The following is a 24,142-nucleotide window of genomic DNA, read 5'->3' on the forward strand; positions in this document are numbered from 1 at the left end:
CGTCATTCGGCGCACACCTGCTTGTCTGCCACTACCTTCTGCACACCGTCCGGCGCCTTCGCCGGACCGGCGATGGGCACCCCCGCGCCCTTGAAGTCCCCGCCGAGAGTGAGCTTCATCGGCTCCGTCTCCCCGGCGTCCGCCGTCCCCTGCTTCAGCGCCGTGGCGGGAAGGCCCATCAGGTCCGCGAGCTTACGTGCCTGGTCGGCCTGGTTCGGCGCGAACTCCAGCGTCGTCCTGGCGATCTCCTGAGGGGCGTTGCTCTTGTTCGAGGACTTGAGGACGCCCTGGTCGTTCTGGAGCCAGTTGATGGTCGCCTGCGCGCCGCCCGTCCTGCCACTGCCGTTGTACACGTCCACGCGTACCTCGGAGGCCGCGGCCCGCGCTCCCTTGAGCAGGGCGGCCTGGGCGGTCTTGGCGTCCTTCTCCTTCTTCTTCACCTCGGTGAGCGAGATGTCGTTCCGCATCATCGAGAAGAGCGGCTGGGCCTTCTCCTGGTTGACGACGACGGTCGCCTTGACCGTCTCGGCGGGGTTGTCGACCACCGGGAGGGTGGTGAAGGTGATGTTCTTGGGGTTCACCTTGGCCAGCTCGCTGCCGAGGTCCTGGAGCTTCTTGATGCTCCCTATCCCCGTGTCGACGGTGAGGGCCTCGGTGGCCGCCTCCGCGAGGTCCAGCATCTTCGACGGGCTGGTGAGCGTCTCGTTCGACTTCATCTTGCGGATCATCGAGCTCAGGAACTGCTGCTGCGTCTTGATGCGGTCGAGATCGCTCTCGTTGCCGAACGCGTGCCGGGTCCGGACGAAGGCCAGGGCGTCCTCGCCCTCGATGACGTGCTTGCCCTTGGTCAGCTTCAGCTTCGAGCGCTTGTCGTCGACGTCCTTGCCCACGCACACCTCGACACCGCCGATCGCGGTCGTCAGCGTCTTCACCGCGTTGAAGTCGGCCATCATGAAGTGGTCGACGGTCAGTCCGGTGATCTCCTTGACCGTGCGCATGGTGCAGCCCGGGTCGCGGCCGGCCTGGCCGAGGCTGGTGTTGAACCGGACACGCTGCTCGCCCGGGATCACCTTCGTGCCCTCGGGCGTCTTCGTCTCGCAGTCCGGGATGTCGGTCATCAGGTCCCGGGGGATGGACATCGCGGTGGCGTTCGTCCGGTCCTTGGAGACGTGGAACAGGATCGTGGTGTCGGCGTGGCCGGCGCTGTTCTTGTCGCCGTAGCCCTCGTTGCCGTCGCCGGTCCGCTTGTCCGTGCCGATGACCAGGATGTTGATGGCCTGGTCCTTCTTGAAGCCGCCGCTGCCGGCGCCCGCGATGTCGACCGTGCTGATGTTGCCGTTGAGGTGCTCGTAATAGGCGAACGCCGTGATGGCGAGGGCGACGACGGCGCCGGCCGTCACGCCGCTCGTCCACATCAGGGCTTTCTTCTTGCGGGACTTCTCCGGCTTGCGCTTGCGGCGCCCGGCCGCCGACGGCGTACCGCCGCCGCGCCCCGGCCCGTCCGGGGCGCCGGGCGCGCGGCGCCGCCGCTGGCCGGGGACGCCGGCCGTGCGGCTGCCGGCCGAGGACGCCGGGCCGGCCGCGCCGGAGGCTTTGGAGGGGGAGGTCCTCGAAGTGGCGGCGCCCCGGCGGCCGGTGCTCCGGGACGACTGAGCCGACGGCGACGACTGCCCAGCGGATTGGTCCAGTCGCAGTTCGTAGTTACCGGTCTGCGGGTTGAGTACCCACTGGTCGGCGGGGTCGATGTCGTCCGCCCGTCCACGGCTGTGCGCGTCCACGGTTGCCTGAGTCCTCCGTCGGTGCCACGCGAGGCGCCTCCCCCCAGGCGCTCGGTTCCACGATCCTTGAGTGCGCGACCTCGCGGCCGGGTGCACCGGATCGCGTCACACTATCCGCCCAGTTCAGCGCGGGGCGACGTCCGTGACAAATTCCACGCCTCTTACAAGCGGGCAATCCGCCCAATCCGCATGGACTGCGGCGGTGTCTTTGGCCTGCGCTTTACTCGCAGGCTCCGTCCGGGGGCGCTACCGGCAGGCGCCGACGGCGGCGTTCGTCCCCGTGAAGGTGGGTGTCGAGGAAGGGCTCGCATCCCTCTTGCGCCTGCTCGATTCCGCCGGTTCCTCGCCACCCGGCTCGTGCTGCCCGTCCCCGGGCACGACCGCGACGGGTTTGTCGTCGCGCAGTCGCTTGAACAAGCTGTTCGCTCGGGGTTGTACGAGTTCGTCGCGGTTCGCGTCGTTCCGATACGGTCGCCGAGGAATCGTCAGGAAATGCACCTTTTCCGCCGGTACGCTGCGCATCGCGCGCGACAGGTCGTACAGGTCCTTCAGCGAGTCCAGGCCCGGGTCCGTGGTGACCGACCGGGTGGCCGCGTCCAGCACCGGGTAGAGGCGCGCCGGGTTGAGCAGCACGCCGTTGCTCTGCACCTTGTTGACGAGCGCGCCGAGGAACTGCTGCTGGCGGTCCATGCGTTCGGTGTCACTGCCGTTGCCGAGGGACTTGCGGGCCCTGACGTACCCGAGGGCCTGCTCGCCGTTGAGCGTGCGGGCGCCCGGCTTCAGCGTCACCTGCGCGTCGGGGTCGTCGATCGGCCGGGTGACGCAGACCCGCACACCGCCGACCGCGTTCACCATGTCCTTGAAGCCCCGGAAATCGATCACCACATGGTGGTCGACGCGGATGCCGGTCAGCTTCTCCAGCGTCCGGACCGTGCAGGCGGTGCCGCCGAACTCGAACGCGAAGTTGAACTGGGCGAACATCGGGACCGTGCGGGAACCGTCGGGCTTGCGGCAGCTCGGGATGCGCACCATCAGGTCGCGCGGCACGGACACCGCCGTCACACCCCGCCCCCGGGCCGCCAGGTGCAGCAGGATGGTCGTGTCGGAACGCTGGGTGCCCTTGTCGCGCCCGTACTGGGCGTTGCCGCTGCCGGCGCGGGTGTCGGACCCGATCAGCAGGATGTTCCGCGCGTCCCGCACGAGGGAGCTGGGGCGCTCCCGCTCGTACCGCTCCAGCTCCGCGGCGGCGGAGGAGTCGGTGGTGATGTTCTCGTCGAGCTTCTTGTACAGCCACCATCCGGCGCCGGACGCCGCCAGCACGGCGACCGCGCCCAGGAACGCGACGACCCGCAGGCCGCGTGGCCGGAACCCGGTGCGGTGGGTGATCCGGACCGGGACGGGGGCGGGGAGGACGGGGGCGGTGGGGCCGTCGGGGCCGGTGGAGCCCGCCGGGCCCGTGGTGCCGCGGTGCTCCGGAGCGGGGTCGGGCGCGGGGCCGGACACCGGGGTGGAACCGGGTGCGGGGGCCGGTGCCGAGGGGCGCGTCGCGCTCCAGTCCCGGCCGCTTCCGTGCCGGCCGCTTCCGGCGCGGCGCGCCCCCTGCCGGCGGCGCTTCCTGCCTCCGCCGCCCCTGGGCGTGGGGGAGCCGCCGTCCGCCGGCCGGCCGGACGGGGCGTCACCGGCTGGGGTGCCGGGACCGGACGCCCCTGCTGGGGGGTCCGGCTCCGGGGGCGTACCAGCGCTGTCCGTCACGTCTGCCGTCCGTCCTTCGCACGAGGCCCAGGGGTGGTGTGACGATCATCCATCGCGGACGGCGCCCGCACCCGGGGGACCCGGCGCGCGGTGCGCCGGACGGGTGGACTTCACACCAGCGTGCTGGTGATCCGCTCGCTCTCGACCCGCTTCGCGAGCCCCTCCGGCGACAGCTCCTCCAGGTTCCGGCACAGCACGACGGACGCGCCGGCCGCCAGCGGCGCGTACAGCCCCGCCGACAGCCCCTCCCACGTGTCGTACGGCAGCGCCGACAGCAGCCGCGCCCCGCCCGCCAGGCCCAGCCGCCGCGCGTCCTCGCGGGCCAGGTCCACCAGCTCGGCGCCGCTCAGCTCCGTACCGCCCACCGCGAGCGCCGGGGCCGCGGGGTCCACCGGGACGTACGGGGCGAACACATCGCCCTGCGTCGGCACCTCCACCGCGTAGTCGTCGTACCCGGCCGGCGGCGACGGGAAGCGGCGCCCCAGCGGCGCCAGGGACAGCGCGAGACGCTCACCCCGGCAGGCCAGCCCCTCTTCCAGCCGGTCGGGCCCGGCGACCACGTGGTCGGCGGCCGCGGGGTCACCGCCGAGGTCGGCGACGACCCCCACGGAGGAGCAGGCCACCAGCCAGACGGCGGTCTGCCAGTGCGCCGGCAGCAGCAGCGCGACGCGCTCGCCCGGCTCGGCGGACAGCCCGTCCTGGAGGAGGTTGGCCGTCTTGGCCACCCAATTGGCGAAGGTGGCCACCGACAATTCGACGCGCTCACCGGTGGCGTCGTCGTAGTAGGTGACCAAGGGGCGGGCCGCGTCCGAGGCGAGGGCGGATCGCAGCAGGTCGGCGGGGGTACGGTCGCTGGCATTCACGCGCGCCAGGGTACGCGCGCGGGCCGGGCTGGGTCGGCCGTACCGGTGACGGGGTCCACCGGTCGGACCGATGGGCCGTCAGTTTCCCGCCGAGCGGGGTGCGTCCGGGCCGCCGAGGATCGCCCCATGCGTGCCTTCCTTGCAACCTCGATCGGCGTCGCGTGCTCCGCGGCCCTCGCGCTCCCCGCGAGCGCCGCCCCCGCGACCTCCGTCACCACCTCCGTCTCCATCCCCGCCTCCGCCTCCCTTCCCGCCGAGGTGGCCGTCCCGGGCTCCACCCAGTCGCTTCCGCTCCGGACGCTGCCCGCCGACCGGGCGACCGGTGCCGCGCTCCAGGGGCTCACCCGGCGGGACGTCCGCCCCTTCTCACTGGTCGGCGTGGTCTGGGACGACCCGGACGCGGAACTGCACGGCTCCGTCCAGGTCCGTACCCGTGCCTCGGGCACCGGCGCCTGGTCCGGCTGGCAGTCCGTCGAGACCCACAACGACGACCACGCCGCCGACCCCGGCACGCCCGAACGCGACTCGGGCACGGTCCGCGGCTCCACCGCCCCCCTGTGGGTCGGCGCCTCGGACGGCGTCGAGGTGCGCGTACGGGCCGAGGCCCCGCGCGCGGGCGCCTCTCCCGCCCCGCTGCCGCGCGGCATGCGCATCGAGCTGGTCGACCCCGGCGACGAGCCCGCCAGTGAGCCCGCCAGCGAGGACACCGCCCAGGGCCCCGAGATCCCCGAGGGCAACGACACCGGCACCACCTCCGGCCAGGTCCCCGTCCCGGCCCTGACGCCCGAGGAGTCGGCCGCCTCGGCGGTCAACGCCGAACTCGTGCCGCTCGGCGCGACCGAGATCCCCGAACTCACCAAGGAGGAGACGGAGACCGCGTACGCCGACCGGTTCGGCGAGGAGGCCGTGACCGCCAAGCCGTACATCGGGCCCCGCCCCCGCATCGTCACCCGCAAGGGGTGGGGCGCCGACGAGCGGTTGCGCGAGCGCAACTTCGTCTACACCAAGTCCGTCCAGGTGGCGTTCGTCCACCACAGCGCCACCGGCAACAACTACTCGTGCAAGCAGGCTCCGTCCGTTCTGCGCAGTATCTACCGCTACCACGTCAAGAGCAGCGGATGGCGTGACTTCGGCTACAACTTCGCCGTCGACAAGTGCGGAAACATCTACGAAGGCCGTGCGGGAGGCGTGGCCAAGGCGGTGCTGGGCGCCCACACCAGGGGCTTCAACACCAACAGCATGGGCATCGCGGTCCTGGGCACGTACAGTCAGTCCACCCCGCCCTCGTCGGCGGTGACCGCCGTCGCGCGGCTGACGGCGTGGAAGCTCGGGCTGTACGGAAAGGATCCGCGGGGGAAGTCCACCCTGACCTCGGGTGGCGGGAACCGGTACAAGAAGGGCGCGAAAGTCAAGCTCAACGCCATCTCCGGGCACCGGGACGGCTTTTCGACGGAGTGCCCCGGCGCGCGGCTGTACGGCAAGCTCGGCACCGTCCGCAGCGCGGCGGCCAAGTACCAGGGCCGGTGACGACGACCGGGACGGCTGTACCGAACGGTCTGCATACACTGTCCGGTCGTATCGGTCATATGACCGATGTGGCCCATCGACCGGACCCAGCAGGAAGCAGAGACGACAGGTGACAGAAGCGATCCTCCTGGTCGGTGGCAAGGGCACCCGGCTGCGTCCGATGACGGTCAACACACCGAAGCCGATGGTCCCGGCGGCGGGTGTCCCGTTCCTCACGCACCAGCTGGCCCGCGCGCGGGCGGCGGGCGTCGAGCACATCGTGCTGGCGACCTCGTACCTCGCCGAGGTGTTCGAGCCCTACTTCGGCGACGGGTCGTCGCTCGGCCTGCACATCGAGTACGTCACCGAACGCGAGCCGCTCGGCACGGGCGGGGCGATCCGCAACGTCGCCTCCCGGCTGCGCTCCGGGCCGGACGAGCCGGTGCTGATCTTCAACGGCGACATCCTCACCGGCCTGGACATCCGGGCCCTGGTGGACACCCACGAGACGTCAGGCGCCGACGTCTCGCTCCACCTCACCCGGGTCGAGGACCCGCGCGCGTTCGGTCTGGTGCCGACGGACGCCACCGGCCGCGTCACGGCGTTCCTGGAGAAGCCCCAGACGCCCGAGGAGATCGTCACCGACCAGATCAACGCCGGTGCGTACGTCTTCCGCCGCTCGGTCATCGACACCATCCCGGCGGGCCGCCCCGTCTCGGTCGAACGCGAGACGTTCCCCGGCCTGCTGGCGGCGGGCGCCCACCTTCAGGGCATGGTCGACTCCACGTACTGGCTGGACCTCGGCACCCCGCAGGCGTTCGTGCGCGGCTCCGCCGACCTGGTGATGGGCCGCGCCCCGTCGCCGGCCGTGCCGGGCCGCCGCGGCGACCGGCTGGTCCTCGACGGCGCCTCCGTCGCCGAGGACGCCAAGCTCACGGGCGGCACGGTCATCGGCGCCGGTGCGACGGTCGGCGAGGGCGCCCGCGTCGACGGCAGCGCCGTCCTGGACGGCGCGGTGGTCGAAGCCGGCGCGGTGGTCACCGACTCGCTGATCGGCCAGGGCGCGCGGGTCGGCGCCCGGACCGTCCTGCACGGCGCGGTCATCGGCGACGGCGCGCACGTGGGCGCCGACAACGAGCTGCGGGACGGCGTCCGCGTGTGGTGCGGGGCCCGGCTCCCGGACGGCGCGGTCCGCTTCTCGTCCGACCAGTAGCACCCACGCGCCCCGCCGGCCCGTCCGGCGTGTGCGGGTCCCGGCGCCGGAGCGGCGGCGCATGGTGGAGGGTGCCGGCCCGGCGGGTCCCGGCCTAGGAGCGGCGGCCTGTGCGGCCCGGCTTCGGTGGTTCCCGCCCCGGCGCGGGCCTCACCCCGGCGGGTCCCGGTCCGGGTAGGGGCCGGCCCGGCGGGTCCCGGTCCGGGTCGGTCGTCGGCCCGGAGGGCGGCGGCGCGTGCGGGGGCTTACCCTCGTAGGACCCCGACAGGGGCAGCCCCCGACTCCGAGGACCGTACTTCCGTGGCAGGCCGTTACGCCCCGCGCCCGACCCGCACCAGCGTGCGCGGCGGGCACGTCGCCATACCCGCCGCCCGGTCGGCCCCGGCCGCTCCGGCCGCCTCCGTCACGCCGCGCACCCGGACCTGGACGCCCCCGTTCCCGCTGGACCTCGGGCTCGTCCTGGGGCCGCTGCGGCGCGGCCCGGCCGATCCCACGTTCCGCACGGCGCCCGACGGCTCCGTGTGGCGCACCAGCCGTACCCCGGCGGGCCCCGGCACGCTCCGGGTGGCGGCCGGCGGCGGAACCGTCCGGGCGGAGGCGTGGGGCGCCGGCGCGGAGTGGCTCCTGGACCGGCTCCCGGCGCTCCTGGGCGCGGAGGACGACCCGTCCGCGTTCACCCCGCGCCACCGGCTGCTGGCCGTCACGGAGCGGCGCCGCCCGGGGCTGCGGCTGACCCGCACCGGGCTGGTGATGGAGTCGCTGATCCCCTCGATCCTGGAGCAGAAGGTCACGACGGACGAGGCGTACCGGGCGTGGCGGCTGCTCGTGCGCCGGTTCGGCGAGCCGGCACCGGGCCCGGACGACCGCTTGTACGTGGTGCCCGAGCCGCGCACCTGGGCGCTGATCCCGTCCTGGGAGTGGCACCGCGCGGGCGTGGACGCCAAGCGCTCCGACACGGTCATGCGCGCCGTGCGGGTGGCCCGCCGCCTGGAGGAGGCCGCCGCGATGGAGCCCGAGCAGGCCCGGCGGCGCCTCGAACTCGTCCCGGGCATCGGCCCCTGGACGTCCGCCGAGACCGTCCAGCGGAGCAACGGCGCCCCGGACGCGGTCACCACCGGCGACTACCACCTGCCGAGCATCGTCGGCCACGCCCTGGCCGGGCACCGGGACGCCGACGACGACGAGATGCTGGAACTCCTGGCCCCCTACGCGGGCCAGCGCCACCGCGCCGCCCGCCTCATCCTCCTCAGCGGCCGCATCCCGCCCCGCCACGGCCCCCGGTTCACCCCCGGCGACATCGCGGCGCTCTGACCGGCCGGCCGCCCCCGTACCGGCACAGCGCCGTCAGGGCGAGGTCACCGCACCTCGACGAAACCGGCCGCCTCGCGCGCCGGCCTCGGCCCCGGCACGCCCGCCGGCCGCCCGACCGCCACCGCGCCCATGGGGTCCCAGTGCGCCGGCAGGTCCAGCACGTCCCGTACGACGTCCCGGCAGAACATCGTCGACGACACCCACGCCGACCCCAGCCGCTCACCGGCCAGGGCCACCAGGAAGTTCTGTACGCCGGCCCCGGCCGCGACCACGAACATCTCCCGCTCCGCCGCGTCCCGCCGCGCGTCCCCGTAGTGGTGCGAACCGTCCATGACCAGGCACGGCACCACCAGGTACGGCGCGCGCCGCAGGACGTCCCCGCGGCGCACCCGGCGCGCGACGGCGTCCTCGCCGAACCCGTCGGCCCGCAGGTCCGCGACCCACGCGTCGCGCATCGCGTCCAGCAGCCGCACCCGCGACCCCGCCGACTCCAGCAGCACGAACCGCCACGGCGTGGTGTGGTGCGGCGCGGGCGCCGTCAGCGCGGCCGCCACCGCCCGTCGCACCGCGCCGGGGTCCACGGGGTCGTCCGTGAACTCCCGCACCGTGCGCCGCAGCGTGACCGCCTCCCGCACCGCCTCCGACGTGCCGAGCCGGAACATGTCGTCCGCCGCGTCCCGCACCAGCGCTCGGGCGCCCCGGTCGGCGTCCCCGGAGACGACCAGGTGCGCGAGGCCCCGCACCACCGCGACCGGCAGCCCGGCCGCCTTGCCCTTCACCAGGTCCCCGGCGGCGGCCAGCTCGTCCGCGCCGGCGACCACGGTGGCCACCAGCGGGTTGCCGTACGTGTCCGTGCCGCCGCGCAGGTCGTCCAGGACGCGCACCCCGGCCGCGCCGATCGCCACATCGGTGACCCCGCTGCGCCAGGGCCGCCCGGAGGTGTCCGTGACCACGACACCGACGTCCACGCCGAGCGTGTCCCGCAGTCCGTCCCGGATCGCCCGCGCGGACGCGTCGGGGTCCTCCGGCAGCAACAGCACCGTCCCCGCCGGGGTGTTGGACGCGTCGACCCCGGCCGCGGCCATGACCAGGCCCTGACGGTTCTCGACGATGCGCAGCGGGCCGCGCCGCGCCACCACCCGTACCGTCTCCGCGTCGATCGCCGCCTCGCGGTCGCCCGCCGCGACGATCCGGCCCTCCGCCTTGCTGACGATCTTGGAGGTGACGAGCAGCACGTCACCGTCGGCCAGCCCCGGTTCGGTGGCGGCGATCAGCTTGGCGAGGTCGTCCCCGGGCCGCACCTCCGGCAGCCCCGGCAGCGCCCAGACCCGGTACGAGGGGGTCGTCACGCGCGTACCTCCTCGGCGAGGGCCAGCGCCTCGCGCGCCATCGCCGCCGCGGCCTCCACGTCGGTCATCATCAGCGGCACCGCCCGGCACCGGATGCCGGCCGTCTCGACCTCGCCGACCGTGTCCGCGTCGGTCGTGTCGACGAGCCAGCCGTCCAGCAGCCCGGAGCCGTAGTGCCGGGCGACCGCCGAGGCCGTGGACTCGACGCCCACCGCGGCGAGCACCTTGTCGGCCATGCCGCGCACCGGGGCGTTCCCGACGATGGGGGACAGGCCGACGACCGGCACGCCCGCGTCGGCGATCGCCTCCCGGATGCCGGGCACGGCGAGGATGGTGCCGATGGACACCACCGGGTTGGACGGCGGGAACAGTACGACGTCGGCCTCGCCGATGGCCTCCAGCACGCCGGGCGCGGGGGCGGCCCGCTCGGCGCCGACCGGCACCACCGCCTGCGCGTCCACGGAGGCGCGCAGCTTGACCCAGTACTCCTGGAAGTGGACGGCCCTGCGCTCGCCGTCCAGCTCGATGGCGACGTGCGTCTCGACCCGGTCGTCGGACATGGGCAGCAGCCGCACGCCCGGCTTCCAGCGGGCGCACAGCGCCTCGGTGACGGCGCTCAGCGGGTAGCCGGCGCCCAGCATCTGGGTGCGGACGATGTGGGTGGCGAAATCGCGGTCGCCGAGCCCGAACCACTCGGGCCCCACTCCGTACGCCGCCAGCTCGCCCTTGACGTGGAAGGTCTCGTCGGCCCGCCCCCAGCCCCGCTCCTCGTCGATGCCCCCGCCCAGGGTGTACATCACGGTGTCGAGGTCGGGGCAGACCTTCAGCCCGAACAGATGGATGTCATCACCGGTGTTGCCGATGACCGTGATGTCCGCGTCGGGCGCGGCCCGCTTGAGGCCGCGCAGAAAACGGGCACCGCCGATGCCGCCGGCCAGAACCACAATGCGCATGGGCACAGTCTGTCAGCCGATGGCCGCTCGCTCCGAGGCGGTCAGCCGGTCAGCCGGTCAGGCGGTCAGGCGGTGACGGCGGCGTCCCGGCTCTCGGGCGCGGAGCAGGCGCTGGGGTGCATCGGCATGTCGGTGAGGCCGGGGTAGTACACGTGCAGGCTGACGGCCGGTTCGAGTGAGTCGTTGACCACGTCGTGCGCGTATCCCGGGGCGAAGACGCGCTGCGCGCCGGCGGTGAGCGCACGCGCGCCCTTTTCCGTACGTTCCGTCAGTTCGCCCTGCAAGACGGTCAGTACGCCGGAGGACTCGCCGTGATCATGCATACCTGCGCCCTGACCGGGCACCCAGGACAGCAGCCAGACTTCGTAGCCGGGTCCGGTGCGCAGCCGGTGGTACCAGCGGGTGGTGGCGTCGTACTCGACGAGGTGGGCCCACTGCGACCTGTCGGCGGCGATGGCGCGGGCCAGGCCGGCGAACTCGGCCACGGTGGAGGGGTGCTCCTTGGCGGGCTGGAGAAGGTGCTGTACGGCGAGGATGTCGCCGGCGATCTGGAGGTCGCTGTCGCTGTTCATGGGATGCGGGGGTTCCTCGAGAGAAACGGGTCCGGAAACCGGAAGCGGTGCACGCGGGAAGGGCCGAGCCGGGACGCTGGGGGGAGACGCTGGAGCGCTAGGGCATCAACAGCTGGAACAGCGACAGCGACAGCGGCAGCGACAGAGCGGCTGGAGAGCCCGGGCAGCGCTCAGGGACCCACGGGCGTGGGTCGCGAGGAGCGCTGTGGTCGCTGGCATGCAATCAAAGGTGACCGGCTCGATTCCGTATGTCAACCCAATGCCCGATTTGGCGGCAATGTTTCACCTCATCCGGTTGCTCCGTCCGGAGAAAGGTTTGTGCTGCCGGGAGCCCGGACACATGCCGCAGCAACCACCGGCGCAAACGTCGTCGCAGTCCCGTGATCCGACTGTGATCCGGATCGCTTCACCGGCTCGATCGCAACAAGATCGAAGTGGTGGACGTCCTCCCTTGGAGAGCGGCGAGAGGGAGGGTGCCGACGGGGCGGCGGCGCGTGTCTCATTTTTGCTGATTTGAACACTTTCCGCATAACCTTGGTTCCGCAGAGTGAATACCGGGCCCAATAGCAGATCCCGGCTTGACTGGCCCGGAGCACCGCACTTGTAATTTCACTCGTGTCGTTCGGCCGAAAAATTCGACAAACGGCCACCACACGGGGACGCAAAGACCGACGAGGGGCGCACATGACCGAGTTGTTCCAGGAACTGCTGGTCGAGGACGCGGATGAAGAACTGGGCTGGCAGGAGCGCGCGTTGTGCGCCCAGACCGATCCGGAGTCCTTCTTCCCCGAGAAGGGCGGCTCCACTCGCGAGGCCAAGAAGGTCTGCCTCGCCTGCGAAGTCCGTTCGGAATGCCTCGAATACGCGCTCGCCAATGATGAGAGATTCGGAATTTGGGGCGGGCTGTCGGAGCGTGAGCGCCGCCGGCTGAAAAAGGCCGCCGTCTGACGGCGTCGGCCACCGCCGCGCTCCACCCCCGGCCCCGGCCCCGGCTCTCCGCGCGGTCACCCCGCGCCCACCCGCCGCCAGGCCCGCGCACCGCGCCCTCGGGGCGACGGCCTCCGCGCACCCGCCCGCCGTCGGGCGTCGCGTGGCCACCCCGCCGGTCCGGCGGCCGACCGCCGCCCGGCCCGCCTGCCGCGCCCGCCGGCGCCACGATCCCGCGGTGCGTGCCGCACGGCGACCCCAGCGCCCGGGCCCCGGGCCGCACCGGCGCCCAGCGGCCACCTCGCGCCACCCGGCGCGCGCACCGGCCCGGACGGCCACGCACCGGTGCCTGCGGCGCCGGCTCGCGCCCCACTCGGTCGGCCCCTCCCCGGGGCGGCGCATCGGGGGCGCGTTCGGTCGGCGACCGGTGCCGGCCGGCCAAACCACGCACACGCGCACGTAAAGAACGGGCCACCGTGGGCGCTCTGTCCACAGGCGGCGGAACGGCGACGTGCCAGCCATTAGTGTGGGCCTCCGTCCGAGACGCTCCGACGCCCCCCGCGGGCGACCCCCGGCCGGAGGGCCCGTAACCCGATGTCCGCCACAGCCGCGTTCACCCCCGCTCCCCCCACGCAGCAGCCCGAGTTCCCGCGGCACGTCGTCACCGCCGTGCTCGTGTCCCACGACGGCGCCCGGTGGCTGCCGGACGTCCTGGCCGGGCTGCTCGGCCAGGAGCGCCCCGTGCAGAACGTCGTCGCCGCCGACACCGGCAGCGCCGACGACTCCGCGCGGCTGGTCGCCGAGGCCATCGGCGACGAACGGGTGCTGCACCTCGCGCGGCGTACGGGATTCGGTGCCGCCGTCGCGGAAGCCGTCCGCACCGCGCCCGCCCTCGGGCCCGAGGAACTGCCCTACCTGAAGCGGCCCAGCGGCTGGGACCCGGTCAGCCGGACGTGGAACGACGACGCCTACGACCTGCCCGACCTGCCGCACGGAGAGCCCGTCCAGTGGCTCTGGCTGCTGCACGACGACGCCGCCCCCGAGCCCGGCGCCCTCGCCGAGCTGCTCCGGGTCGCGGACGGCGACGAGTACGCGGCGGTCATCGGCCCCAAGCTGCGCGGCTGGTACGACCGCAAGCAGCTCCTCGAAGTGGGCGTCTCCATCGCCAACAGCGGCCGGCGCTGGACCGGACTGGACCGGCGCGAGCAGGACCAGGGCCAGCACGACCAGGTCCGCTCGGTGCTGTCCGTCTCCAGTGCCGGCATGCTCGTCCGCCGGGACGTCTTCGAGGAACTCGGCGGCTTCGACCGCCGCCTGCCCCTGATGCGTGACGACGTCGACCTGTGCTGGCGTGCCCACTCCGCCGGCCACCGCGTGCTCGTCGCGCCCGACGCCGTCCTGCGCCACGCCGAGGCGTCCGCGCGCGAGCGCCGCACCGTCGACTGCGTGGGCCGCTCCGTCGCCGGCCCGCACCGCGTCGACAAGGCGGGCGCCGTCTACACCCTGCTCGCCAACGCGCGCGGCATCGCCCTCCCCTGGGTCCTGCTCCGCCTCGTCGTCGGCACCCTCCTCCGTACGCTCGCCTACCTCGTCGGCAAGGCACCCGGCCAGGCCGTCGACGAAGTGATGGGCCTGTTCGGCACGTTGCTGCGGCCGGAGCGGATCGTCGCGGCCCGCCGCAGGCGGCGCGTCAGGGCCGTCGAGGCATCCGAGCTGCGCCCGCTGTTCCCCCCGCCCGGTGCCACCGTTCGGGTCACCGTCGAGCAGGTGATGTCCGACCTCGGCGGCGCGGACGCCGATTCGGGCGGCTCGCGGCACGGCGCCGTCGAGTCGGGCCCCGGCGGCGACGACGCCGACTACCTGGAGATCGAGCAGTTCGCCCGCCTGAAGAAGATCGCCCGCAGGCCGGGTCCCGTCCTCTTCGCGCTGCTGCTGGTCGCGTCGGTGGTCGCCTGCCGCGGCCTGTTCGGCGGCGGCGCGCTGGCGGGCGGCGCGCTGCTGCCCGCGCCCGACGGGGCCGGGGACCTGTGGAGCCGGTACGCGGACGGGTGGCACCCGCTGGGCACCGGCGGCACCCAGACCGCCCCGCCGTACCTCGCGCTCCTCGCCGCTCTCTCCGCCCTGTTCCTCGGCTCCACCGGGCCCGCGCTCACCGTGCTGCTCGTCTGCTCGGTGCCGCTGGCCGGCATCACCGCGTACTTCGCCTCCCGCTCGCTCGTCCGGTCCCGGCTGCTGCGCGCCTGGGGAGCCGTCGCGTACGCGTTCCTGCCCGCCGTGACCGGAGCCCTCGCGACCGGCCGGGTCGGCACCGCGGTCCTCGCCGTCCTGCTGCCGCTGATCGCCCGGGCCGCCGTCGCGGCGCACGGACTGCGGGGCGAGGGACGCGGCAGCTGGCGCGCCACCTGGGCGTACGCCCTCCTGCTGACCGTCACCACGGCGTTCACGCCCGTCGTGTGGCCGCTCGCCGTCGTCCTGGGGCTCGCGGTGCTCGCGCTGCGGCGCGACGACCTCGTCGCGTACGGCCTGCGTTTCCTGGCCGCGGTCGGCACACCGCTGCTGATGCTCGCCCCGTGGTCCCTGACGCTGCTCACCGATCCGGCGGCCCTCTTCAGGGAGGCCGGCATGGAGACCGGTACGCGGGCGGCGTCCCCGCTGGACCTGCTCGGCGTCTCGCCGGGCGGGCCGCGGACCGTCGGCGGCCTGGTCCTGATCGGCCTCGTCCTGGCGGCGCTCGCCGCCCTGCTGCGCGCCGAGCGGCGGTTCGCGATCCGTACGGCATGGGTCACGGCGGTGGTCGCCCTCGTCTTCGCGGTACTGGCCAACGGCTCCGGCGGCGGCTCCGGCTGGGCCGGTCCGGCCACGCTCGTGTACGGCGTCGCGCTGCTGGCCGCCGGCATGCTCGGCGCGGAGGGCGGACGCGCGCGTGTCGCCTCCCAGAGCTTCGGCTGGCGCCAGCCCGTCGCCGTACTGATCGCCCTGGCCGCCGCCGCCGGCCCGCTCGTCTCCGCGGCGAGCTGGATGATCGGCGGCGCCGCCGGGCCGCTGGAGCGCCGCGACCCGGTGCAGGTGCCGGCCTTCGTGGCGGAGGAGAGCGGCACCCGCGACCAGCCGCGCACCCTGGTCCTGGGCGGCACCTCGTCCGCGCATGTCCCGTACACCCTGGTCCGCGGCTCCGGGGCCCGCCTCGGCGACGCCGAGCTGACGGCCGCCGGAGGCGGCGACCCCCGCCTCGACGAGGTCGTCGCCCACCTGGTCGCCGGCTCCGGCGCGGACCAGACCGCCGAGCTGAGCGGCTTCGCGATCCGGTACGTGCTGGTGCGGGACGGGGCGCCGCGCCAGATGAGCCGCGTCCTGGACGCCACGCCCGGGTTGACCCGGCTCAGCCAGCTGGACGGCAGCGCGCTGTGGCGGGTGGACCGCCAGGTCGCACGGGCCACCATCGTCCCGGGCGGCGACGGCAGGGGCGAGCGGCTGCCGGTCGCCGCCGGCCCGGTCGAGGCGCACACCGAGATCCCGCCCGGCGGTCCCGGCCGCGTCCTGCGCATCGCGGACCGCGCGGACGAGGGCTGGCAGGCCACCATCGACGGCAAGCCCCTGAAGAAGACGGTCGTCGACGACTGGGCGCAGGGCTTCGAGCTGCCCGAAGAAGGCGGTCGGCTGGACCTGACCCATGAGGACTCCATGGGCCGCACCGCCTGGATCTGGACGCAGTGCTTCCTGGTCGTGGTGCTTGTCGTGCTGGCCCTGCCGGGGCGCCGCCGGGACGTGGACGACGACCTGCCCGAGGAGGAGCAGCCCGCCGTGACCGCCGAGGACCTGGCGGGGGACGGCCGCCGGGCGCGCAGGCTTCGGGCGGCGGCGGCCGCCGGGGCCGCGGAGGCGGAAGCCGCGGCGGACACCCGACAGGCCCCCGCCCCCGTGCCGGACGCCGATCCGTACGCGGCGCCCGGCGTGCCGCAGCAGCCGGCGTACGGCGACTGGAACGACGGCGCCGGCGCGGCCGGTGGCGGCGGTGACGCCGGTGGCGGCGACCAGGCGTACGCGGCCCACCCGGCCGACGGGCAGCAGTACCCGGCCGACGCGTACCAGCAGTACCCCGAGCACCAGCAGCAGTACGCGCAGTACGGCCAGTACCCGCAGCAGCCGTACGAGCAGGGCCAGTACCAGCAGGGCGGGTACGAGCAGAACCCGTACGAGCAGGGCCAGTACCAGCAGTACGGCCAGGGCCAGTACGAGCAGCCGTACCCGCCGGGCCCGTACGAGCAGCAGCAGGGCTACGGCTACGAGTACGACAACGAGCAGCGTCCCGACGGGAGCAGCAACCAGTGAACCGCACCACCCTCTCCCTCGCCGCCGCCGTCACCGCCCTCGCCGCGGTCACCGGGTACGGCGCCCTGACCGCGCCGGCGGACGGCGGCGGGACGGCGACCGCCGCCGAGGCCCCGGCGCGGCTCCCGGTCGAACGCTCCAGCCTGCTGTGCCCCGCGCCGAGCAACTCCCAGGTCGCCGAGACGGTCTACACGTCGTTCACCCCGGCGGGCGGGCCGCCGGGCTCCGGTGCGACCGCGGGCGAGGCCGCCGGCCGGGCGGAGCTCAAGCCGTCCGCCGCCACCGGCGACGTCACGACGGCCGACCCCCGCAAGGCGAACGCGCCGAAGAGGGCCGCCGTCGCCGACAAGCCCGTCCTCGCGCTCACGCAGCCCGGCCGGCCGGTCACCGCCGAGGCCGACGGCGGTGACGCCCCGGCCCTGGTCGGCGCCGCCTCCGGCCGCCTCGCACCCGGCTGGACCACCCAGCAGACCACCAAGGTCCCGGCGGGCGGCGGACGCGGAATGCTCGGCCTCAGCTGCACCCCGCCGGACACGGACTTCTGGTTCCCCGGCGCCTCGACGGTCCAGCAGCGCGCGGACTACGTCCACCTGACCAACCCCGACGACACCGCCACCGTCGTCGACATCGAGTTGTACGGGCCCGGCGGCGTCCTGAAGACGCAGCTCAACGAGGGCATCACCGTCCCCGCCCGGTCCGGTGTACCGGTCCTGCTGTCCACCCTGACGAGCGCCCCCGCAGCCGAGGACCTCACCGTCCACGTCACCACCCGCAGCGGGCGGGTCGGCGCGGTGGTGCGCTCCGCCGACGAGAAGCTGGGCAGCGACTGGCTGCCCGCCTCGGCCGACCCGGCCGGGTCGCTCGTGATGCCCGGCATCCCGGCGGACGCCACGTCCGTCCGGCTGGTGGCGTACGCGCCCGGCGAGGACGACGCCGACCTGCGGATCCAGCTCGCGAGCCCGACCGGCACGATCACCCCGGCCGCCGCCGAGAGCCTGCACGTGAAGTCGGGCATGACCGCGGCCGTCGACCTGAAGGACGTCACCCGAGGCGAGGCGGGGTCGCTGCTGCTGACCCCGGCGCGCAAGGGCCGGGCCACCCCGGTGGTCGCCGCGCTGCGCGTGGTGCGTGGCAAGGGCGACGACCAGGAGGTCGCGTTCATCCCGGCGACCGGGCCGGTGGGGGAGCGGGCGACCGTGGCGGACAACCGGGCCGAGGGCACCACCCTGTCGTTGACGGCGCCCGGCGGGAGCGCGGAGGTGAAGGTCACCGCGTCGGCCGGCACGGAGGGCGGGACGCCGGTGACCAAGACGTACAAGGTCCCGAGCGGTACGACCCTCGCGGTCCCGCCGCCGGTGCCGGCCGGGCTGAAGGGCTCGTACGCCCTGACCGTGCGGAGCGTCTCGGGCGGCCCGGTGCACGCGGCGCGCACGCTGGCCGAGGCGGACGACGGCCTGCCGATGTTCACCGTGCAGACGTTCGCCGACGACCGGGGCACGGTGGAGGTCCCGTCGGCGGAGCAGGACCTGACCGTCCTCGACGACTAGGGCGTGTCTTTCGGATCTCGCCGGCACGGGGTACGGACGGGCCCGTACCGGCGGGCCCTGCCCGTACCGCTGGCCCCGCCCGGACACGGGGGTCCTGCCCGTATCGGCTAGTCCTGCCCGTACCGGGGGTCGACCGATTCGGGGGACAGCCCGAGCAGCTCGGCGACCTGCTCGACCACGACCTCGTGGACGAGCAGGGCCCGCTCGTCCCGGCTCTTCGCGCGCAGCTCGACCGGCCGCCGGTAGACGACGACCCGCGCCGGCCGGTCGCGCCCGGCCGGCAGCGAGACACCCAGCGGCACGGACTCCTCGGGCGCCACCGGCACCTCCAGGACGAGGAAGTCGACGTCGGCCAGCTGGGGCCAGCGGCGCTCCAGCCGCTCCACCGAGTCCTCGACCAGATCGCGGAAGGTGTCGGCACGGCTGGCGGAGAGCGGTACCTGCGGCGGGGCGACGGGCCCGCGCATGCCGCGACCGTGGCGGTCTCGGCGGCGCGGCCGGGGCTCGGCCGGACGGGGCGGTACGGGACTGTCCATCACTGAGGCAGGGTAGCCGTCCCCGGCGTACCGCGATCGTGTCGCGCGCCGGGCCCCGGGCATGTCGGGGATTGCGCGTTCCGGCCATACTTCGGCGCCGTTCCGCACGGCCGCCCGATCGGTTGAAGCGCCGGGATTGACCGGATTCGTTCGGGGCGATGTTCGGCAGGCCGACCGCCGCACCTCCGGACCGAGCCCTTCCCCGCAGGTCAGCAAAGCGTTCCCGGCGACCCGTGTGCGGGACATCACACCGCGACACGGGCGAGTGACCTGGTGGAGAGTCGTCGCGGCCCGCTCAAGAGTGCGGTACCGTCCAACGTCGTGAGCCCTGTACGTCGCTGTTCGCGCACCGCGTGCGGCCGCCCTGCCGTCGCGACACTGACGTACGTCTATGCCGACTCGACAGCGGTTCTCGGTCCGCTCGCCACCTACGCCGAGCCCCATTGCTACGACCTGTGCGCCGAGCACAGCGAGCGCCTCACCGCGCCGCGCGGCTGGGAGGTCGTCCGGCTCTCGGACGGCTCCGCCCCCGCCCGCCCCAGCGGTGACGACCTCGAAGCGCTCGCCAACGCCGTGCGGGAGGCCGCCCGCCCCCAGGAGCGCGCGGCCCAGGCCGGCGGCAAGCCCGGAGGCCGGGCCGGGGACCCGGTGGAGGTCGGGCGCCGAGGCCACCTGCGGGTGCTGCGCTCTCCCGACTCCTGACCGCCCGCCCCGTACGGGTAGTTTGTGTGCTCCACCGAGGGTGGACACACAGGGCTTGCAGGAGGGTGCGGGGAAGTGACAGCTGATCTGTCTGGTGGTCCGTCTCGTGATCTGTCGGGGATCGTGAAGGCGTACGACGTTCGCGGAGTGGTCCCGGACCAGTGGGACGAGTCGCTGGCGGAGCTGTTCGGCGCGGCCTTCGTCGAGGTGACCGGTGCCGACGCGATCGTGGTTGGTCACGACATGCGCCCCTCGTCCCCCGGCCTGTCCGGCGCGTTCGCGCGCGGCGCGGCGCGGCGGGGCGCGGACGTCACACTGATCGGCCTGTGCTCCACGGACCAGCTGTACTTCGCGTCGGGGACCTTCGGCCTGCCGGGCGCGATGTTCACCGCGTCGCACAACCCGGCCCAGTACAACGGCATCAAGCTGTGCCGCGCCGGCGCCGCCCCGGTCGGCCGGGACACGGGCCTGGCGGAGATCCGCGCCCTCACGGAGAAGTGGCTGGAGACGGACGCGCCGGAAGCGGCGGCCGCACCGGGCACGCTCACCGAGCGCGACACCCTCACCGACTACGCCGCCCACCTCAAGACCCTGGTGGACCTGACGTCCATCCGGCCGCTGAAGGTCGTGGTCGACGCGGGCAACGGCATGGGCGGCCACACGGTCCCCACCGTCTTCCGGGGCCTGCCGCTGGACCTGGTCCCGATGTACTTCGAGCTGGACGGGACCTTCCCCAACCACGAGGCCAACCCGCTGGACCCGGCCAACCTCGTGGACCTCCAGCAGCGGGTGCGCGAGGAGGGCGCCGACCTGGGCCTGGCCTTCGACGGCGACGCCGACCGGTGCTTCGTGGTCGACGAGAAGGGCGACCCGGTGTCGCCGTCGGCGATCACGGCGCTCGTCGCGGCGCGCGAGCTGGCCAGGAACGGGGGCACGGGGACCGTCATCCACAACCTGATCACCTCGTGGTCCGTGCCCGAGGTCGTGCGCGAGAACGGCGGCACGCCGGTGCGCACCCGGGTCGGCCACTCCTTCATCAAGGAGGAGATGGCCAGTACGGGTGCCATCTTCGGCGGCGAGCACTCAGCGCACTACTACTTCCGCGACTTCTGGAACGCGGACACCGGCATGCTGGCGGCGCTCCACGTCCTCGCGGCCCTGGGCGGCCAGGACGGGCCGCTGTCCGCGCTGGTCTCCTCGTACGACCGCTACGCCGGCTCCGGCGAGATCAACTCCACCGTCGCCGACCAGCCCGGCCGCACGGCGGCGGTCCGCGAGGCGTTCGCCTCCCGCGACGGCGTCACGACCGACGACCTCGACGGCCTGACGGTGACGGGCGCCGACTGGTGGTTCAACCTCCGCCCCTCGAACACGGAACCGCTGCTGCGCCTGAACGTCGAGGCCCGCGACGAACCGACCATGGCCCGGCTGCGTGACGAGGTCCTCGCCCTGGTCCGTACGCCCTGACCGCCGGTCCCGGGCCCGGTCCCGGGCCCGACCCGAACGTCCAGCCGTCCGGAGGCCGGCCGTTCCGGGACCGGCCGCCCCGGCGCCGGCCGTCCCGGGGCGGGCCGCCCCGGCGCCTGCCGGGTCCCGTCCGCCGGTCCCCCGGGCCCACGACCCGGGGGCCCGCAGACCCCGCCCGGATCTCCGGTGGGCTCGCGGGGGTGAAGCCCGTGGTTCCGGGAAGGGGCGCAGTGGGGGACGAGCCCGTCCCGCCGACGCCGTGTCGCCGGTCCCCCGGCGGTAGGCTGACGTGGCCCGAAGCGCACCGCCGTACGGGTCACCGAGCACCACCCCGTACGACCGCACCGCGGGCGACCGCACCACGCACCACCGCATGACGCACCACCGCACCACGCACGACCGACCGCAGGACCCGGTCCACCGCGACCGGCCTCACCCGCCCGAAGGGACCCACCCCATGCCGCTCGAAGCCGGCCTTCTGGAGATCCTCGCCTGCCCGGCCTGCCACGCCCCGCTCAACGACCGCACGGCAGCCGAGACCCCCGAGCTGATCTGCACCGGCGACGACTGCGGCCTGGCCTACCCCGTACGCGACGGCATCCCGGTCCTCCTCGTGGACGAGGCCCGCCGCCCCGCCTGACGGCGCACCGGCAGCGCGCACGGGCCGCGCCGGGGACCCACGGACACCCCGGCCGCGTCCCGCCCCGCCCAAGGGGGCGCCGCCCACCGGCGCAGCGCCGCACCGCATCCCACACCGCACGGCGATCGGAGGCCCCACCTCATGCTCGACGAGACGCTGCTCGACGACCCGGACGCCCTGGCCCGAGCCGACCGCCGCGGCCTCCTCCGGGGAGCCGCCGAAGCCGGGGCGCGCGTACGCACCGCCGCCCACCACGCCGCCGAGGCGGGCGTCACCGAGCTGAACCCCGAAGGGCGCCCGCGCTCCATCCTGGTCGCCGGCCCCGGCACCGCGGCCGCCGGCGTCGCCGACCTGGTGGCCGCCCTGGCCGGGTCCTCCGCGCCCGTGGCCCGCCTCCACTCCACCGGCGTGGCGGCCGCCGCCGGAGCCCTCCGCTGGACGCTCCCGGGCTGGGCCGGCTCCGTCGACCTGCTCCTGATCACCACAACCGACGGCAGCGAACCCGGACTCGCCGTGCTCGCCGAGCAGGCCTACCGCCGCGGCGTCACCGTCGTCGCCGTCGTCCCCCAGCGCTCACCGCTCGCCGAGGCCGTCACCGGTAGGCACGGCCTCGTCGTCCCGATGGCCACCGCCCCCCACGAGCCGACCGACGAGGAAGCGCAGGACGCCGGCCCCGCCGCCCTGTGGGCGCTGTTCACCCCCCTCCTCGCGCTGCTCGACCGGGTGGGCCTCGTCAGCGCGTCCGCCGACACCCTCCAGCGGGTCGCCGACCGCCTCGACCGCACCGCCGAACGCTGCGGCCCCGGCGTCGCCACGTACAGCAACCCGGCCAAGACGCTCGCCTCCGAGCTCGCCGACACCCTCCCCCTCATCTGGACCGAGGGCGCCATGGCGGCCCCGATCGGCCGCCGGTTCGCCGCCCTGCTCGCCGAGCTGGCCGGCCGCCCCGCCTTCGCCGCCGAACTCCCCGAGGCACTCGCCGCCCACCGCGTCCTCCTCGCGGGCGACTTCGCGGGCGGCGCGGACCCCGACGACTTCTTCCGCGACCGCGTGGACGAGGCCCAGGCGCTGCGGGCCCGTGTCGTCCTGCTCCGCGACCGCCCCGTCGGCGGCCTCACCGCCGCCCCGGCAGCCCGCGAACTCGCCCTGAGCCACGACACGGCGATCAGCGAACTCGAACCCGAGGACGCGGCGACGGGCACGGGCACCGGCCCGGCGAACGGGGACGGTGCGACCCCCGGCGACGGAAGCGGCAGCGGCACGACGAACGGGACCGGCGCCCCCGCCGAGGACGCCGCCGCCACCCCCGGCCCGGCCCACGACGGCACGACCGACCTGGAAGGCGTCGCGGAGCTCCTGGCGATCACGGACTTCGCGGCCGTCTACCTGGCGCTGACGTCCCGCCTCCACACCACCTGACGCCCCGCACCGCCACACCGGCCGGCGCACGGCAGCAAAGACGCAAGGAACGACGACGCATGGACCGCCTCTCCAACACCGTCCGCCCCTACGCCTGGGGCTCCACGACGGCCATCCCGGACCTGCTCGGCGTCGCCCCCACCGGCGAGCCGCAGGCCGAGATGTGGATGGGCGCCCACCCCGGCGCCCCGTCCCGCGTCACCCGCGCCGGACACCCGGAGCAGCCCCTGTCGGCCCTCATCCAAGCCGACCCGGAACGCGAACTCGGCCCCGCCACCGTCGCCAGGTTCGGCCCGCGTCTCCCGTTCCTCCTCAAGATCCTCGCGGCCGGCGCCCCGCTCTCCCTCCAGGTCCACCCCGACCTCGAACAGGCCCGGGCGGGCCACGCCGCCGAAGAGCGCGCGGGCGTCCCCGTCGACGCGCCCCACCGCAACTACAAGGACGCGAGCCACAAACCCGAACTCATCTGCGCCCTCACCCCCTTCGAGGGCTTCTGCGGCTTCCGCGTGCCCGGCCGGACCGCCGACCTCCTCGCCGCGCTCGAGGTCGACTCCCTCAAGCCGTACGTCGACCTCCTGCGCGCCCACCCCGAGGACGCCGCGCTCCGCGAGGTCCTCACCGCCGTCCTGGCCGCCGACCCCGCCGAGACGGCCGCCACGGTCACCGAGACCGCCGCGGCCTGCGACCGCCTCGGCGGCGACCACGCCCCGTACGCCGTCCTCGCGCACCACTTCCCCGGCGACCCCGGCGTCCTCGCCGCCATGCTGCTCAACCACGTCCGGCTCCAGCCCGGCGAGGCGCTCTATCTGGGCGCCGGCGTCCCGCACGCGTACCTCGGCGGCCTCGGCATCGAGGTCATGGCCAACTCCGACAACGTCCTGCGCTGCGGCCTGACGCCCAAGCACATCGACGTCCCCGAACTCCTGCGCGTCGTCCGCTTCGAGCCGCACGACCCCGGCGTCCTGCGGCCCGAGGCATCCCCGTCCGGCGAAGAGGTCTACGAGACGCCGGTCGACGAGTTCCGCCTCTCCCGTTTCGTACGGGCCGAGGGCGCCGCCCCCGTCGACATCACCACCCCCACCCCCCAGATCGTCCTCGCCACCTCCGGTGCGCCGAGGGCCAACGACCTCTCCCTCACCCCAGGGCAGTCCGTGTTCGTCCCCGCGGGCGAAAGAACCGAACTGTCCGGTACGGGCACCGTCTTTCGTGCCACGGTGGTGGCCTGACGTACCACCCGTCACCGCTACTGCAACAATGTGCCGCCGTACGAACCACCCC

The 24,142-nt window shown here is 74.4% G+C and carries 18 protein-coding genes; 11 read left to right on the forward strand and 7 right to left on the reverse strand.

The window, feature by feature from the left end; all coding sequences use genetic code 11:
- Window positions 1-2 precede the first annotated feature (2 nt).
- From IE109_RS10660 to IE109_RS10670, 3 genes are all read right to left on the reverse strand, one after another.
- Window positions 3-1,778 (reverse strand): LCP family protein, encoded by a 1,776-nt coding sequence (locus IE109_RS10660; protein ID WP_189550529.1) that lies wholly within the window; start codon window positions 1,776-1,778, stop codon window positions 3-5.
- 246 nt (window positions 1,779-2,024) lie between these two features.
- Window positions 2,025-3,281: an LCP family protein gene (locus IE109_RS10665; RefSeq protein ID WP_308431350.1), complete on the reverse strand. Its 1,257-nt coding sequence runs from the start codon at window positions 3,279-3,281 to the stop codon at window positions 2,025-2,027.
- A 359-nt stretch (window positions 3,282-3,640) separates the two neighbouring features.
- Window positions 3,641-4,393 carry a TIGR03089 family protein gene (locus tag IE109_RS10670; RefSeq protein WP_189550531.1) on the reverse strand — a complete coding sequence of 251 codons (753 nt, stop codon included), beginning with the start codon at window positions 4,391-4,393 and terminating at the stop codon, window positions 3,641-3,643.
- A 126-nt stretch (window positions 4,394-4,519) separates the two neighbouring features.
- Here IE109_RS10670 and IE109_RS10675 point away from each other — a divergent pair, with 126 nt between their 5' ends.
- From IE109_RS10675 to IE109_RS10685, 3 genes are all read left to right on the forward strand, one after another.
- Complete coding sequence (locus IE109_RS10675) at window positions 4,520-5,920, forward strand: peptidoglycan recognition protein family protein (RefSeq protein ID WP_189550532.1); 1,401 nt, start codon at window positions 4,520-4,522, stop codon at window positions 5,918-5,920.
- Window positions 5,921-6,029: 109 nt separating this feature from the next.
- On the forward strand, window positions 6,030-7,112 hold the full coding sequence (gene manB, locus IE109_RS10680) for a mannose-1-phosphate guanylyltransferase (RefSeq protein ID WP_189550533.1): 1,083 nt from the start codon (window positions 6,030-6,032) through the stop codon (window positions 7,110-7,112).
- 300 nt (window positions 7,113-7,412) lie between these two features.
- Window positions 7,413-8,423, forward strand: coding sequence for a DNA-3-methyladenine glycosylase family protein (locus tag IE109_RS10685; protein WP_189550534.1), 1,011 nt, complete (start codon window positions 7,413-7,415; stop codon window positions 8,421-8,423).
- Between the two features lie 44 nt (window positions 8,424-8,467).
- Here IE109_RS10685 and IE109_RS10690 read toward each other — a convergent pair whose 3' ends face one another.
- From IE109_RS10690 to IE109_RS10700, 3 genes are all read right to left on the reverse strand, one after another.
- A complete protein-coding gene (locus IE109_RS10690) occupies window positions 8,468-9,772 on the reverse strand; it encodes a coenzyme F420-0:L-glutamate ligase (protein WP_189550535.1) in 1,305 nt (434 codons plus the stop codon).
- Window positions 9,769-10,725 carry a 2-phospho-L-lactate transferase gene (gene cofD / locus IE109_RS10695; protein ID WP_189550536.1) on the reverse strand — a complete coding sequence of 319 codons (957 nt, stop codon included), beginning with the start codon at window positions 10,723-10,725 and terminating at the stop codon, window positions 9,769-9,771. Before cofD ends, IE109_RS10690 begins: the two co-directional genes overlap by 4 nt.
- Before the next feature lie 65 nt (window positions 10,726-10,790).
- A complete protein-coding gene (locus IE109_RS10700) occupies window positions 10,791-11,297 on the reverse strand; it encodes a cysteine dioxygenase (protein ID WP_189550537.1) in 507 nt (168 codons plus the stop codon).
- 684 nt (window positions 11,298-11,981) lie between these two features.
- Between IE109_RS10700 and IE109_RS10705 the strand changes: the two genes are divergently transcribed.
- The 3 genes from IE109_RS10705 (at window position 11,982) to IE109_RS10715 (ending at window position 18,100) form a co-directional block, all read left to right on the forward strand.
- A complete protein-coding gene (locus tag IE109_RS10705) occupies window positions 11,982-12,245 on the forward strand; it encodes a WhiB family transcriptional regulator (protein WP_023588371.1) in 264 nt (87 codons plus the stop codon).
- 573 nt (window positions 12,246-12,818) lie between these two features.
- Window positions 12,819-16,553: a glycosyltransferase family 2 protein gene (locus IE109_RS10710; protein ID WP_189550538.1), complete on the forward strand. Its 3,735-nt coding sequence runs from the start codon at window positions 12,819-12,821 to the stop codon at window positions 16,551-16,553.
- Complete coding sequence (locus tag IE109_RS10715) at window positions 16,550-18,100, forward strand: DUF5719 family protein (RefSeq protein ID WP_189550539.1); 1,551 nt, start codon at window positions 16,550-16,552, stop codon at window positions 18,098-18,100. Before IE109_RS10710 ends, IE109_RS10715 begins: the two co-directional genes overlap by 4 nt.
- Window positions 18,101-18,207: 107 nt before the next feature.
- On the opposite strand, the gene IE109_RS10720 is transcribed toward IE109_RS10715, so the two are convergent.
- Window positions 18,208-18,636: a metallopeptidase family protein gene (locus tag IE109_RS10720; protein ID WP_189550540.1), complete on the reverse strand. Its 429-nt coding sequence runs from the start codon at window positions 18,634-18,636 to the stop codon at window positions 18,208-18,210.
- A 273-nt stretch (window positions 18,637-18,909) separates the two neighbouring features.
- Here IE109_RS10720 and IE109_RS10725 point away from each other — a divergent pair, with 273 nt between their 5' ends.
- The 5 genes from IE109_RS10725 to manA all read left to right on the forward strand — a co-directional run bounded on the left by IE109_RS10725 (window position 18,910) and on the right by manA (window position 24,090).
- Window positions 18,910-19,338, forward strand: coding sequence for a DUF3499 domain-containing protein (locus IE109_RS10725; protein WP_073757778.1), 429 nt, complete (start codon window positions 18,910-18,912; stop codon window positions 19,336-19,338).
- Between the two features lie 75 nt (window positions 19,339-19,413).
- Window positions 19,414-20,805 carry a phosphomannomutase/phosphoglucomutase gene (locus IE109_RS10730; RefSeq protein ID WP_229890860.1) on the forward strand — a complete coding sequence of 464 codons (1,392 nt, stop codon included), beginning with the start codon at window positions 19,414-19,416 and terminating at the stop codon, window positions 20,803-20,805.
- A 457-nt stretch (window positions 20,806-21,262) separates the two neighbouring features.
- Window positions 21,263-21,445 (forward strand): Trm112 family protein, encoded by a 183-nt coding sequence (locus tag IE109_RS10735; protein ID WP_189550595.1) that lies wholly within the window; start codon window positions 21,263-21,265, stop codon window positions 21,443-21,445.
- Window positions 21,446-21,586: 141 nt separating this feature from the next.
- Complete coding sequence (locus IE109_RS10740; protein ID WP_229890862.1) at window positions 21,587-22,864, forward strand: SIS domain-containing protein; 1,278 nt, start codon at window positions 21,587-21,589, stop codon at window positions 22,862-22,864.
- Between the two features lie 59 nt (window positions 22,865-22,923).
- Window positions 22,924-24,090 (forward strand): mannose-6-phosphate isomerase, class I, encoded by a 1,167-nt coding sequence (gene manA, locus IE109_RS10745; protein ID WP_189550541.1) that lies wholly within the window; start codon window positions 22,924-22,926, stop codon window positions 24,088-24,090.
- Window positions 24,091-24,142 lie beyond the last annotated feature (52 nt).

The organism is Streptomyces lavendofoliae (genome assembly GCF_014649735.1).
Lineage (GTDB): Bacteria > Actinomycetota > Actinomycetes > Streptomycetales > Streptomycetaceae > Streptomyces > Streptomyces lavendofoliae.

What these genes read in the sequence shown, in the direction of transcription:
- IE109_RS10675 (WP_189550532.1), top strand. Translation starts at nt 4,520, where the DNA reads ATGCGTGCCTTCCTTGCAACCTCGATCGGCGTCGCGTGCTCCGCGGCC.
- cofD (WP_189550536.1), bottom strand. Translation starts at nt 10,725, where the DNA reads ATGCGCATTGTGGTTCTGGCCGGCGGCATCGGCGGTGCCCGTTTTCTG.
- IE109_RS10700 (WP_189550537.1), bottom strand. Translation starts at nt 11,297, where the DNA reads ATGAACAGCGACAGCGACCTCCAGATCGCCGGCGACATCCTCGCCGTA.
- IE109_RS10705 (WP_023588371.1), top strand. Translation starts at nt 11,982, where the DNA reads ATGACCGAGTTGTTCCAGGAACTGCTGGTCGAGGACGCGGATGAAGAA.
- IE109_RS10710 (WP_189550538.1), top strand. Translation starts at nt 12,819, where the DNA reads ATGTCCGCCACAGCCGCGTTCACCCCCGCTCCCCCCACGCAGCAGCCC.
- IE109_RS10720 (WP_189550540.1), bottom strand. Translation starts at nt 18,636, where the DNA reads ATGGACAGTCCCGTACCGCCCCGTCCGGCCGAGCCCCGGCCGCGCCGC.
- IE109_RS10735 (WP_189550595.1), top strand. Translation starts at nt 21,263, where the DNA reads ATGCCGCTCGAAGCCGGCCTTCTGGAGATCCTCGCCTGCCCGGCCTGC.
- IE109_RS10740 (WP_229890862.1), top strand. Translation starts at nt 21,587, where the DNA reads ATGCTCGACGAGACGCTGCTCGACGACCCGGACGCCCTGGCCCGAGCC.
- manA (WP_189550541.1), top strand. Translation starts at nt 22,924, where the DNA reads ATGGACCGCCTCTCCAACACCGTCCGCCCCTACGCCTGGGGCTCCACG.